11 protein-coding genes are annotated in these 13,499 nt (G+C 63.3%); 4 read left to right on the top strand and 7 right to left on the bottom strand.

Annotated features, from left to right (window positions below; translation table 11 throughout):
* The first annotated feature begins 98 nt into the window (after positions 1–98).
* Positions 99–1,829: a lytic transglycosylase domain-containing protein gene (locus tag PQ467_RS09505; RefSeq protein ID WP_274176121.1), complete on the top strand. Its 1,731-nt coding sequence runs from the start codon at positions 99–101 to the stop codon at positions 1,827–1,829.
* A gap of 14 nt (positions 1,830–1,843) precedes the next feature.
* Positions 1,844–2,383, top strand: a complete 540-nt coding sequence (locus PQ467_RS09500; protein ID WP_274173200.1) for a molybdenum cofactor synthesis domain-containing protein — start codon at positions 1,844–1,846, stop codon at positions 2,381–2,383.
* Positions 2,384–2,415: 32 nt separating this feature from the next.
* Here the strand turns inward: PQ467_RS09500 and PQ467_RS09495 are convergent, their stop codons facing one another.
* The gene (locus tag PQ467_RS09495; RefSeq protein ID WP_274173199.1) at positions 2,416–3,294 is read right to left on the bottom strand and encodes an arylamine N-acetyltransferase family protein; all 879 of its coding nucleotides are present in this window, start codon (positions 3,292–3,294) and stop codon (positions 2,416–2,418) included.
* A 102-nt stretch (positions 3,295–3,396) separates the two neighbouring features.
* On the opposite strand from PQ467_RS09495, the gene PQ467_RS09490 reads away from it, so the two are divergent.
* Entirely contained in the window at positions 3,397–4,476 is a 1,080-nt protein-coding gene (locus PQ467_RS09490) for a PA0069 family radical SAM protein (RefSeq protein WP_274173198.1), read from the top strand.
* Here the strand turns inward: PQ467_RS09490 and dnaE are convergent.
* The 6 genes from dnaE to PQ467_RS09460 all read right to left on the bottom strand — a co-directional run bounded on the left by dnaE (position 4,473) and on the right by PQ467_RS09460 (position 11,462).
* Positions 4,473–8,030 carry a DNA polymerase III subunit alpha gene (gene dnaE / locus PQ467_RS09485; protein WP_274173197.1) on the bottom strand — a complete coding sequence of 1,186 codons (3,558 nt, stop codon included), beginning with the start codon at positions 8,028–8,030 and terminating at the stop codon, positions 4,473–4,475. The two genes, PQ467_RS09490 and dnaE, sit on opposite strands and share 4 nt — an antisense overlap.
* Before the next feature lie 100 nt (positions 8,031–8,130).
* A complete protein-coding gene (locus tag PQ467_RS09480) occupies positions 8,131–8,613 on the bottom strand; it encodes a glutathione peroxidase (protein WP_274173196.1) in 483 nt (160 codons plus the stop codon).
* Between the two features lie 10 nt (positions 8,614–8,623).
* Entirely contained in the window at positions 8,624–9,220 is a 597-nt protein-coding gene (locus PQ467_RS09475; RefSeq protein ID WP_274173195.1) for a GNAT family N-acetyltransferase, read from the bottom strand.
* A 3-nt stretch (positions 9,221–9,223) separates the two neighbouring features.
* The gene (locus PQ467_RS09470) at positions 9,224–9,466 is read right to left on the bottom strand and encodes a hypothetical protein (RefSeq protein WP_274173194.1); all 243 of its coding nucleotides are present in this window, start codon (positions 9,464–9,466) and stop codon (positions 9,224–9,226) included.
* Between the two features lie 57 nt (positions 9,467–9,523).
* Positions 9,524–10,228 carry an ABC transporter ATP-binding protein gene (locus PQ467_RS09465; protein ID WP_274173193.1) on the bottom strand — a complete coding sequence of 235 codons (705 nt, stop codon included), beginning with the start codon at positions 10,226–10,228 and terminating at the stop codon, positions 9,524–9,526.
* Positions 10,221–11,462 (bottom strand): lipoprotein-releasing ABC transporter permease subunit, encoded by a 1,242-nt coding sequence (locus PQ467_RS09460; RefSeq protein ID WP_274173192.1) that lies wholly within the window; start codon positions 11,460–11,462, stop codon positions 10,221–10,223. Before PQ467_RS09460 ends, PQ467_RS09465 begins: the two co-directional genes overlap by 8 nt.
* A 187-nt stretch (positions 11,463–11,649) precedes the next feature.
* On the opposite strand from PQ467_RS09460, the gene PQ467_RS09455 reads away from it, so the two are divergent.
* Complete coding sequence (locus tag PQ467_RS09455) at positions 11,650–13,419, top strand: sensor domain-containing diguanylate cyclase (RefSeq protein WP_274173191.1); 1,770 nt, start codon at positions 11,650–11,652, stop codon at positions 13,417–13,419.
* Positions 13,420–13,499 lie beyond the last annotated feature (80 nt).

Here is a 13,499-nt window from a genome sequence, read left to right as displayed (position 1 = left end):
CTGGGCCTGCGCGCGCGCTGGTGTGCGCCATTGCCGCGTTGGCCTCGGTTGCCGGGGCGGCGCCTGCCGCTGCCAATTCCGCCGCGGCCGACTATTTCATGAGCCGCGTGTCGCGCTCTGCCGTGCCCAAGCTGCTGACCGAAGATGAACGGGCATGGTACAAGGACCTGTTTGCCGCGATCAAGCGTCAGGACTGGTCGCGAGTGCAAACCATGTTTGGCGAGCGCCCCGATGGGCCGCTGCATGGTTCGGCACGGGCGGAATACTATCTCGCCCCCGGTTCGCCGCGTATTGATCTGGCCACGCTGACCGACTGGCTGAATGCCAATCCTACGCTGCCCCAAGCCGAACAGATTGCCGCGCTGGCGATCAAGCGCGGCGGCACGGCGCTGCCCACTTTGCCTTTGCCGCAGGCGCTCTATACCCAACCCAACGCACCGCGCCGCGCCCGCCCGCGCTCCATTGCCGACGGCACCATGCCCGCCACCATCGCGCAGGGCATCAATGACAAGATCAAGGTGGACGATCCGCTGGGCGCGCGCCTGCTGCTCGACGGCGTTGATGCCACGCTTTCGGCCGAGGCCCGCGCGGAATGGCGCCAGAAGGTCGCATGGGCCTATTACATCAACAATCAGGATGCCGATGCCTTCGCGCTCGCCTCATCCATTGGCGACAACAGCGCGCCCATGTCCGGCCCGTGGGTGGCCGAGGGCGCATGGGTGGCGGGCCTTGCCGCATGGCGGCTGGGCGATTGCCTGAACGCCGGTGAAGCCTTTGCCCGCACGGCCAAGGGTTCGACCAACAGCGAATTGACCGCGGCGGCCTATTATTGGCAATCGCGCGCTCAGGTGCGTTGCCGCCAGCCTGAAATGGCATCGGCCCCGCTGCGTTCGGCGGCGCGGCTGGATGAAACGCTCTACGGCATGATCGCGGCCGAACAATTGGGCCTGCGCCTGCCGACCAGCCATTCCACGCCCGATTTCACCACCGCCGATTGGCAATCCCTGCGCGAAAATCCCAATATCCGCGCCGCTGTGGCTCTGGCGGAAATCGGTGAAGACGGGCTGGCCGACGATGTGCTGCGCCATCAGGCCCGCATCGGCAGCGCGGAGCAGTATCAGCCGCTCTCGCGTCTGGCGCGCGATCTGGGCCTGCCCGCCACGCAGTTGTGGATGGCCTATAATGCGCCGGGCGGCGCGCTGCCCGCCCCGGCAAGCCGCTTCCCCACCCCCAAATGGACCCCCGCCACCGGCTGGCAGGTCGATCCGGCGCTGGTGCTGGCCCATACGCTTCAGGAATCGGCGTTTCGCGCCACGGCCTTGTCCAGCGCGGGCGCGCGCGGGCTGATGCAGATCATGCCGGCGGCGGCGCGCGATCATGCTGCATCGCTGGGCGTTTCGGGATCGGTGGCGGATCTGACGCGGCCCGATGTGAATTTGGCGTTCGGTCAGCAGCATCTGCAGGCATTGAAAAACAGCGCCGCCACACAGGGGCTCCTGCCCAAGGTGATGGCCGCCTATAATGCCGGGCCGCTGCCCGTGGCGCGTTGGAACACGCAGATCCACGATGGCGGGGATCCGCTGCTGTGGATGGAATCGGTGCCCTATTGGGAAACGCGCGGCTATGTCGCCACGGTGCTGCGCAATTACTGGATGTATGAGCGGCAGGCAGGCGGCGCTTCGGAAAGCCGCAGCGCGCTGGCGCAGGGCATGTGGCCGACCTTTCCGGGGCTGGATGGTGCGCGCGGCGTCCGTATGGCCAGCAATGGGGCGATTGCCGGGACCGCGATTGCGGCTTCGGGCATGAACAGCTACCAAGCCACTCCATAACAAGGAGCGCGCCGATGGCCATTGACGAAACCCGCGAGTTCAAACCGATCCGCATCGCGCTGTTGACCCTGTCCGACACGCGCACACCTGACAATGACACCAGCGGCGACATTCTGGCCCAGCGCATTGCCGACAAGGGGCATGTTCTGGCCGCGCGCAAGATCCTGCGCGAGGACGTGCCTGCGCTGGTGGCGCAATTGGACGCGTGGATTGATGACCCCGAAATCGACTGTGTGATCTCGACCGGGGGCACGGGCCTGACCGGGCGCGATGTCACGCCCGAGGCGTTGGACCAGATCATCATCGCCCACAGCGGCAAGCTGATCCCCGGCTTTGGTGAACTGTTTCGCTGGCTTTCGTACAAGTCCATCGGCACCAGCACCGTCCAGTCGCGCGCCATGGCGATCATGGCCGGGGCGACCTATATCTTCGCCCTGCCCGGATCGAACGGCGCGGTGAAGGATGGGTGGGACGGGATCCTGAACGAGCAATTGGACAGCCGCAACCGGCCCTGCAACTTTGTCGAACTGATGCTGAGGTTGCGGGAAGGTTGAAAGCCGCGAGGGATACGTCCCTCGCGCGTCATTCAAAATACCTTCAAGGCCGCCACTTCATCCTCGCTCAATTCCACGCGGAACAAATCGGCCAGCATGGCGCGCCAATCCTGGGCGTGGGCAATGTCGATCACATCCCCGCGCCCGCCCGCATACATCCTGAGCCGCCGCCCGTTCAGCGCGGCAAAGCCATCCTCCAGCACAATCGAGGCGATCAGGGCGGAGGTGAAGCGCGTATCGGGCTTGGTAAAGGTCCAGTGATTCGACAGTTCAAGGTCAATCGGCGCCACCTCGTTGAGGTTGAAACTGTACTGCTTCTGCCAGCCCGTTGCAGTGCCGCGACCATCGGTGGTCGCAGCCGGGCCAAGCCGTTCGACCAGCCATTCGCCGCCCAGCGAGCCGGGCGCGCCATGCCTTGTTATGCGATGCTGCGCGCCATCGCTGGTCTGCGCGGTGGCGCCATCGGCCAGCGGCATGGGCGGCACGTAAGACCCGCCGAAACCGGCATCGGCAATCCACGCCTCGCCGTCCAGATCGACCAAACGGAATGTGTGCGTCAGCGGCGCCGGCGGTCCGTCCTCGGCCAGGCCAAGCCAGACCCGCGCCAAAAGCGGCCGGTTGGCAAAGCCCATCTGCGCCAACATAGCGCCAAACAGCCAATTCTGTTCAAAGCAATAGCCACCGCGCGCGCTCATCACCAGCTTGCCGAAAATCGCATCGGGATCGAGGCTGATCGCGCGACCCAGCATGACATCGATGTTTTCAAAGCCAATGTTCATACGGTGCGCGCGCTGGAGAATAGCCAGCCCTTCAGCGCTGGTTTCCACCGGGGCATCGAGACCGATTCGCGCAAGGTAGAGCGCCAGACGGTCGGCATCGGCGGGAATCAGGCTGGCGTAAGGCGCGGACATGGAAAGGATTCCGGATAAGAGGGCGATAGCAAAGCGTTTAGTCGGCGCCGGGGACAATGGCCAGCCCTTGCGCATTTGTTCTTTTTATGTTCTTTATAAGCCATGGTTGCTCCTCCCCCTCCCCGCGGTCGCGGCGCCGTTTCCGGCGCGCTTTCCACCCGCTTTGCCTTGCCGGGGCGCGAGGCGGATGGCGATTGGCTGGATGCGATCGAGGATGTCGATGGAGGGCCGCCGCCCTTGCGCACCATCGTGACCGAGGAGGCAGCGCGCAAGATCATTTCGCGCAACGCATCGCCCGATGTGCCGTTTGATCGCTCGATCAATGCCTATCGCGGGTGCGAACATGGCTGCATCTATTGCTATGCGCGGCCCACGCATGCCTATCTCGATCTCTCACCGGGTCTGGATTTTGAAAGCAGGTTGTTCGCGAAGCCGGAAGCGGCGCGATTGTTGCGCCGCGAATTATCCGCGCGCGGATATACGCCCGCGCCGATTGCGATGGGCACAAACACCGATCCCTACCAACCGATCGAAACGCGCTATCGCCTGACGCGACAGATTTTGGAGGTATGTCTGGAGACGCGTCATCCGGTGACCATCACGACCAAATCGGACCGGGTGCTGCATGATCTCGACGTGCTGAGCGAACTGGCGCGGCATCGGTTGACGGCGGTGGCGGTTTCGGTGACATCGCTGGACGCGCGCCTCTCGCGTCTGCTGGAACCGCGCGCGGCCAGCCCTTTCAAGCGTTTGGACGCGATTGCGAAATTGAGCGCAGCCGGCGTGCCGGTCTGGGTCAATGTCTCGCCCATCGTGCCTGCGATTACCGAGGAGTGGATCGAGCGCATTCTGGAGGAAGCCGCCGCGCGCGGCGTGCGGGGCGCAAGCTGGATCATGCTGCGCCTGCCCCATGAGGTGGCGCCGCTGTTTCGCGAATGGCTGGAGGCCCATTTTCCCGACCGCGCGGACAAGGTCATGCATATTGTCCAATCGATGCGCGGCGGCGCGGATTATCAAAGCGATTTCTTTACCAGGATGAAGCCGCAGGGCGTGTGGGCAGACCTGATCCGGGCGCGGTTTCGTATTGCCAAGGCGCGCCTTGGCCTTGGCGATCACCGCGCCGATCTCGATACGTCGCAATTCCGCGCGCCATCCCGCGATGGCCAGATGACGCTGTTCTAGGCGACCAGCCGCAGATGCCCGCCCGCCCGCGTCGGTTTGAGCGAAACATTGGCCACGCCGTCGAGCCCGGCGATCAGGTCCGTCAATTCGCCATCCAGCAGGAAATCGCGCCCCAACCGCAGGCGCGGCTCCTGCGGTCCGCCGGTTTTCAGCACGACCTCGACCGTGCCGAGCCCGCCGCGCGGCAGGATCGTGGCCAGTTCGCCAAATGCTTCGGCCCGCGAAACTTCGAGGCTCAGCGTCATTTTGGCCGCTGCCTTGACTTCGGACAGCGCCTGCGCGCCGCGCACGGTGACGCGGGGTGGTTCCTCCGGGCTGGGGCTGTCCAATTCAACGGTCAGCAGGATGCAGGCCCCCTCTTTCGCCCAGGTCACGAAGCTGTCGACCAGCGTTTCCTCAAAGCACGAGGCCGAGAAATTGCCCGACTGATCGGAAAAATCGGCCATGATGAAGTCCTTGCCGCGCTTGGTTTTGCGCTTCTGGACGTTTTCGACCATGGCGGCCATCACCGCCCCGGTGCGGCCCGCAACCCCGCCCGCCAGCAGGCTGGCATGGCTGCGCGCGCCATGCGAACTGGCCACCGCGCGCCATTGTTCGACCGGATGCGCGGCGAAGTAGAAACCGAAATTCTCGCGCTCCTTGGCCATCTGGTCGGCGCGGCTCCATGCCGGAACGTCGATCAGGCGGATATTGCCCGCGCCCGCATCATCGCCGCCAAACAATCCGTGCTGCCCGCTGGTACGGGTGCGCTCGGCCTCGTCGGCCACGGCCAGCAGCATGTCGGCATTGGCCAGCACCTTGGCCCGGTTGGGTTCGAGCGCGTCAAATGCGCCGCTGGCGGCCAGACCTTCGAGCATGCGCCGGTTGAGCGAGCCATAGGGGACGCGGGTAAACAGATCGGCCAGATCCTTGAACGCGCCATTGGCCTGCCGCTCGGCCACGACGACCTCCATCGCCTTTTCGCCCACGTTTCGGATGCCTGCCAGAGCATAGCGAACCTGATGGCCATCGGCGGTCTGTTCGACCATGAATTCGGCCTCGGAATGGTTGAGGCACGGCCCGGCGATGGCGATACCGTTGCGCCGCATGTCATCGACGAAAATCGCCAGCTTTTCCGACTGATGCATATCGAAGCACATGGCGGCGGCATAAAATTCGTGCGGATAATGCGCCTTGAACCACGCCGTCTGATAGGCAAGCAAGGCATAAGCGGCAGCGTGCGATTTGTTGAAGCCGTAACCGGCGAACTTGTCGATAATGTCGAAGAGTTCGTTGGCCTTGTCCTTGTCGATGTCCGACACTTCGCGGCAACCGATGACAAAGCGCAGGCGCTGGGCGTCCATTTCGGCCTGCACCTTTTTGCCCATCGCGCGGCGCAGAAGGTCGGCATCGCCCAGCGAGTAGCCGGCAAGGATCTGCGCGGCCTGCATCACCTGTTCCTGATAAACGAAAATCCCGTAGGTTTCGGCCAGAATGCCCGAGAGTTTTTCATGCGGATATTCAATGGGCGCCATGCCGTTCTTGCGCTGGCCGAACAGGGGAATGTTGTCCATCGGGCCCGGACGATAGAGCGAAACGAGCGCGATAATGTCGCCGAAATTGGTCGGCTTCACCGCCGCCAGCGTGCGCCGCATGCCTTCGGATTCCAACTGGAACACGCCCACCGTATCGCCGCGTTTCAACAGGTCATACACATCGGAATCGTCCCAAGGCAGGGTGGAAAGATCAATGCTGATCCCCCGCCGCCCCAGCAGATCGACCGCCTTGCGCAGGATCGAGAGCGTTTTCAGGCCCAGAAAGTCGAATTTGATCAGGCCCGTGTTCTCGACGTATTTCATGTCGAACTGCGTCACCGGCATGTCCGAGCGCGGGTCGCGATAAAGCGGCACCAATTGTTCGAGCGGCCTGTCGCCAATCACCACGCCCGCCGCGTGGGTCGAGGAGTTGCGCGGCATGCCCTCCAACTGCATCGCCAGATCGATCAGGCGCTTGACCTCGGGGTCATTGGTATATTCGCGGTGCAATTCCTGCACGCCGTTGAGGGCGCGCTCCAAAGACCACGGGTCAGTCGGATGGTTGGGCACCATCTTGGTCAGGCGGTCAACCTGACCATAGGACATTTGCAGAATGCGCCCGGTATCGCGCAGCACGGCGCGGGCCTTGAGCTTACCAAAGGTGATGATTTGCGCCACATGGTCCGCGCCATATTTGCGCTGGACATAGCGGATCACCTCGCCGCGCCGCGTTTCGCAAAAGTCGATGTCGAAGTCGGGCATCGACACACGTTCCGGGTTGAGGAAACGTTCAAACAGCAGACCCAGTTTCAGCGGATCAAGGTCCGTAATCGTCAACGCCCATGCCACCAGCGAACCCGCGCCCGAACCGCGCCCCGGCCCCACAGGAATGTCATTCTGCTTGGCCCACTGGATAAAGTCGGCCACGATTAGGAAGTAGCCGGCAAAACCCATGCGGTTGATGATGCCGGTCTCGAAATCGAGGCGTTTGGCATATTCAAGGAAACTGTCGTCCACGCCCAGAGGCTTGAGCGCCTCGAAGGATTCTTCCGGCGCGGCCAGAGCCTTGTCCAGCGTCGCCTCATCCACCCCCGGCCAATAGGGCGCCAGTCGCTTGGCCAGACCCGCGCGCGCGTGATCAACCATCATGCGCGCCTCGCCCTCCGTATCGCCCGCCAGAGAGGGCAGCAGCGGCTTGCGCTTGGGCGGTTCAAAGGCGCAGCGCTGGGCGATCACCAGCGTATTGGCCAGAGCCTCGGGCAGGTCGGAGAACAATTGCTCCATCAACTCGGCGCTGCGCACCCATTGCTGGGGGTTGGAGCGTTTGCGTTCGGGCGCATCGACATGGGTCGAACCCGCGATACACAGCATGGCGTCATGGGCCGCGCTGTCCTTGGCATCGGCAAAATGGGCCGGATTGGTCGCCACCAGCGGAATGTCGCGGGCATAGGCCAGATCGATCAGCGCCTCTTCGCTGCCGTCCTCGGCCGGATCGCCGGTGCGGGCGATCTCGATATAGAGCCGGTTGGGAAAAGCGGCCTGCAACGCATCGGCATAGCGCAGCGCCGCCTCGTTCTGCCCCTCGGCAAACATGCGGGCCAAAGCCCCCTCGCCCGCGCCGGTCAGGCAGAGCAGGCCATCGGTATGCCCATCCAGATCGGACAAGCGCACATGCGGATCAAACTCCAGCGGCCGTTCCAGATGCGCCTTGGACACCAGATGGCACAGGTTGTTCCACCCCGTCTCGTTCTGAACCAGCAGAACCACCGCGTCGATCTGGGGCGCGGATGGCAAAACGCCGCCGCCCTCTCCGCTGGGCCGCGCGATCGAGAGCAGCGCGCCGATGATCGGCTGGACGCCCATATCCTTGCAAGCCCCGGCATAGGCGGGGGCGCAATACAGTCCGTTGCGATCCGTCACCGCCATGGCGGGAAAATTGTGTTTCTTCGCCAGCTTGGCCATGGCCTTGGGGTCAATGGCGCCATCCAGCATGGTGAAGCTGGAATAGACATGCAGCGGGACGAAGGAAGAATATGCCATGATCAGATCCCTAGGGCGCGGGGGGCCCTGGCATCAATCGCCCCCTCGGCCAGCCTGTGGATGAGATGTGCGCAAGCCTGTGGCCAAACTTGTGGAAAATTCAGAGGAGCTTTTCGATTTCGCCCGCAATGTCCTCCGGCTTGTCGGTTGGCGCAAACCGTTTGACGATCTGCCCATCGCGCCCGATCAGGAATTTGGTAAAATTCCACTTGATCTGTTTCGTGCCCAAAATCCCCGGCGCGGTTTCCTTCAACCAGTTCCAGAGCGGGTCGGCGCCGGGTCCATTGACCTCCACCTTGCCCATCAAAGGAAAGGACAGGCCGAAATTGACGCGGCAGAATTCTTCGATTTCCTCCGCGCTGCCCGGCTCCTGCGCGCCAAACTGGTTGCAGGGAAAGGCGATCACCTCGAACCCGCGATCCCCATAATCGCGCCACAGCTTTTCCAGGCCGTCATATTGGGGCGTAAACCCGCATTTGCTGGCCGTGTTGACCACCAGCACCACCTTGCCCAGCCGGTCGGCAAGGCTGATGGTCTCGCCATTGGGCAAATGCGCGGAAAAATCGGCAATTGTATGGGGCATGGAGGAATCCCTATCTGTCCAACAACGCATCAAGGTGACGGCGAATGCCGGGCCATTCGATATCAAGGATGGAATAGACCACCGTATCGCGCCGCCGCTCGCCATACACGGTATCATGCATGACGGTATGGCCGCGCAGGATGCCATCCTGTTTGGCCCCGATGCGCTCGATAGCGCGGCGACTGGCGTGGTTCAACACATCGGTGCGGATCTGAACGCAATGCACGCCCAGCACGTCGAACGCATGGCCCAGCAGCAGCTTCTTGGCCTCAGTGTTCAGGCCCGTGCGCCGCACGCGCGGTGCATAGAGCGTGGTGCCGATTTCCACCCGGCGCGCCGCGGCGTTCATCCGCATGTAGCGCGTCGTGCCTGCCACCGCGCCATCGGCGTCCAGCACGGCAAACACCTGCGCCCGGCCCGCCGCCGTTTCCGCCTCTGCCCGGTCGAGCCAGCCGTCGATGGTATCAGCCGTTGGGACGCCGCCGGCAAAAGTCCGCTCGAAACCGGTCGAGAGCGCCGCCAGCAAATCATCGCGATCCGCGCGTTGCAGCGGGCGCAATGTCACATGGCGCCCGCGCAGGACCGGCACTTCAGGCCAGTCGCTCATGCCTTACGCCGCGTGGGGGAAATCGGCGCGGGCATACAGTTCCATGATCTCATCCGCCTTCATGCGATGGTCGCCCACGCGCTCGATCTCGTAACGCTCGCGCTCCGGCGCATCGAGCAAGGCGATATAGCGCACCAGATCGGCCAGAGTACCACGCCGCACCGTCTTTAATTCGTCCAGCAGTCCGCCACCGTCATTGGCCAGATGCAGCGCCACCGTTTCCTGCCAGTCGATCAGTTTGGTCATGGACATCTCCTTATTTTGCGCCCTTCCCGCTCCATGTGGGAGGCGCGACATTAACCTTCAAGCGGTTTGTTCAGAATTGGCCGCACGTTCATCACGCAGCCGACCTTCGTGCAGCCGCAAAACGCGATCCATGCGCAGCGCCAGCCGCTCATTATGCGTGGCGATCAGCGCGGCAGCGCCGCTCTCGCGCACCAGACGCAGGAATTCGTCGAACACACGGTCGGCGGTCGCCTCGTCCAGATTGCCGGTGGGTTCATCGGCCAGCACCAGACGCGGACGGTTGGCCAGCGCGCGGGCCACAGCCACGCGCTGCTGCTCGCCGCCCGAGAGTTGGTTGGGGCGATGGGTGATGCGCGAGGACAGGCCCAGCGCGCCCAGCAACTCGCGCGCGCGGCCCTCGGCCTCGCCCTGCGCATGACCGGCCACCAATTGCGGCAAGACAACATTCTCCATCGCTGTAAAATCAGGCAGCAGATGGTGGAACTGATAGACAAAACCGATGGAGGATCGGCGCAGATCGGTACGGGCATCGCCGTTCATCGCGCTGGCGTCCTGCCCAGCCACCTCGATCCGCCCGCCAAAGCCACCTTCCAGCAGGCCGACCGCCTGAAGCATCGTCGACTTGCCCGACCCCGAAGGCCCCAGCAGCGCAACGATCTCGCCCGGCATGATCGACAGGTCGATGCCCTTCAACACCTCGATGCGCACCCCGCCCTGTTCAAAGGCACGGGTCAGGCCGGTCAGCTTCAACACCTCATTCATAACGCAGCACCTGCACCGGGTCCGTGCTCGCCGCCTTGAAGGCCGGGAACAGGGTGAACACAAAAGACAGGCCCAGAGCCATGGCGACGATCCCGATCACCTCGACCGGATCGGACCGGCTGGGCAATTCGGTCAGGAAGCGGATCTTGGGATCCCACAATTGCTGACCCGTGACCATCTGGACAAAATTGAGCACGTTCTGGCGATAGAACAGGAAGACAAAGCCCAGCACCAGCCCGGCCCCCGTCCCCAGTGAACCAATCACCGCGCCGATGGTGAGGAATATCTTCATGATCGACCGGCGCGAGGCCCCCATCGTCCGCATGATGGCAATATCGCGCGTCTTGGCGCGAACCAGCATGATCAGGCTGGACAGGATGTTGAACGATGCCACCAGCACGATCAGCGACAGCACCACAAAGGTCACCACGCGGTCGACAGCCAAAGCATCGAACAATTGCGCATTGATCGTTTTCCAATCGGTGATCGTCGCTTGCCCCCCCAGTTTCTTGCCCAAAGGCGCCAGCATTTCGGCGGCCTTGTCGGCATTGTCGGTTTTGACCTCGATCATGCCGATGGAATCGCCGGTCAGCAGCAGCGTCTGCGCATCGGGGATCGGCATGATAACAAAGGCATTGTCATAGTCATAGATCCCTACCTCAAAGATCGCGCCCACCTGATAGGCAACCTGACGGGGAACGGTACCGAAAGGCGTGTCGCGCCCGGTGGGGTTGATGACGGTGATGCTGTCGCCCACCCGCGCGCCAAGGCTTTCGGCCAGACGCGCGCCAATGGCCACCATGCCGCTGTCGGGCGTGATGGCATCCATCGATCCGGCCACCACCTTTGGCTTCATCGCGGCAATATCTGGCGCGGTCTGTCCGCGCACCAGAATGGCCTCGACCCGCCCGTTAAAGGTGGTCAGCAGAGGCTGTTCGATCAGCGGGCTGGCCTTGGTCACACCCGGGGTGGCGCGCACCTCATTGAGCACCTGCTGCCAATTATCGAGTCGCCCGCCATAGGCCTGAATGATCGCATGACCGTTCAGGCCGACGATCTTGTCGAGAAGTTCGGCGCGAAAGCCGTTCATCACGCTCATCACCACGACCAGCGCGGCCACACCAAGCGCAACGGCCACAAGGCTGATGCCTGCGACAAGGGCGATAAAGGCCTCGCCACGCCCCGGAAGCAGGTAGCGTTTGGCCACTGTCCATTCAAATCGATTGAGAATCACGGAATTATAGCGCCTGTTTGCTGCGGCCCGATCGGGCGTCCGATGCAGGATTTAGGCGTCCGCCGTCTGCGGCGCAACGTGCAATCCCCGATGACCGCAAAACGCGCTTCATCGCGAATTGTTTCCCCATCAATCCACCCTCAGCCTAAAGACGAAATTAACCGTTATATACGTACATTCTCTGCCCATGAGATTACGCATCCCGCCAATCCATGACCGCGCGCCTCCCGGCTTTGCCATTTTGGGATTGGTCTATTTCCTGTGCGCGCAATTGGGCACCAGTTTTGCCCAGATCGACCATGGCAACAGTTTCCTCTGGCCTGCGGGCGCTGTGTTGACGGCATCGCTTTCAACCGTGCCGCCGCGCACGTGGTTTTCGCGGGTTTCGGCCTGTGCGCTGGCTTCCGTGCTGGTGACGGGGATCTGGGGGCTGGGCTGGGCGGTGGCGCCGATCGTGGCGCTGGGCCATATGTCCGAGGCGGTCGTGGCGGCCCTGATGATGCGCCGGCTTTTGCCCAAAAGCGAGCTGGTGGGGTCGCTCAACTGGCTGATCGGCCTGTTGTTTGGCGTTTCGGTCTGCACGCCCCTGCTTGGCGCCGGCATCAATCTGGTCGCGCTGGCGATTGCGGGCCATGGCGATACGCTCCAGAATTTCCGCAACTGGTATTTCAGCCACGGTCTGGGGCTGATGATTTTCCTGCCTTGTTTCACGGTGCTGGCCCATTCCCAGCGACGCGGGCGGCGGTTTCTGATGGACCGGCCGCGCTGGCAGGTGGCACTGGGTTTTCCTATTGCCATGGCGCTGGTGGCCACGCTTTGCTTTGCCCAAACAATGATGCCGGTGCTGTTCCTGCCCATCCTGCTGCTGGTGGTCTCGACGGTGTTTGTCGATCTGGCCACGCTCTCGCTGATGTATGTCATTCTGGCGGTGATCGGCCTGTGGTTCGTGCGCGGCGGCGAAAGCACGCTGGCGTTCGGCGGTCACAGCATCGGGCGGCAATTGCAGTTTCTTCAGGTCTATCTGGCCACCACCGCCCTTGCCATCATGCCGGTGACCAGCGCGATTCAGCATATGCGCAACCTTCTCGCCCGCCTGCGCGAGAGCGAGACGCGCTATCGTCTGCTAGCTGAAAATTCATCGGACATCATCCTTTCGACCGATCCGGGCGGGCGGATACGCTTCGCCTCGGCCTCGATCGAACAGCTCTCGCGTCAGGAGCCGAAGCGCCTGATCGGCCATGCCGCGCTGCGCCTGGTGGCCCCGCGCCATCGCCGCGCAGTGGTCGAGGCCTATCGCCGCGCGCTCGCGGCCAAGGGCAATGCGGTGGATGTCGAATTTCTGGGCAAGCCGCGCAAGGCCGCCCCGCGCTGGTACGAAGCGCAGATGCGCGCCGTGCTGGACGAGGCCGGACAGGTCGAGAGCGTGGTCAGCGTGGTGCGCGATATGTCCGAACGCAAGGCCTATGAAAATGCACTGGCCCGCGCGGCGCTGACCGATGAATTGACCGGATTGCCCAACCGCCGCCTGTTTCTGGATACGATCAACGGCTGTATTACACGCGGGCAAACGGGCTGCGTGGCGCTGATCGACCTTGATTTCTTCAAACAGGTCAACGACCGCTATGGCCATGCGGCGGGCGATGCGGTGTTGCGCACCTTTGGCGCGGTGGCGCGTCAGGGCCTGCGCGGCACCGACATGCTGGCGCGGATCGGAGGCGAGGAATTTGCCCTGCTGCTGCCCGGCGCCAGCATCGAGGTGGCCGAACGGATCTGCGCGCGGCTTGGCAAGACGCTGGCCCATGCGCCCACGGTCTATGACGGCCACGAGATTTTTGTGACCACCAGCATCGGCCTTGCCCGCCTTGGCACCTGCGCCGACACCGCCATGGCCGAGGCCGATCAGGCGCTCTATGCCGCCAAGGGAGCAGGGCGCGACCGCCTTTCCATCGCGGCATAACGAGATGTGATGCACCGGGGCCTTGCTTTCGGGGGCAACAAGCGCCAAATGCGCCCCGCCCCGCGCCGCCCCGGCGCATT

The organism is Novosphingobium sp. KACC 22771 (genome assembly GCF_028736195.1).
Lineage (GTDB): Bacteria > Pseudomonadota > Alphaproteobacteria > Sphingomonadales > Sphingomonadaceae > Novosphingobium.
This window is presented reverse-complemented; position numbering and strand designations above follow the sequence as displayed.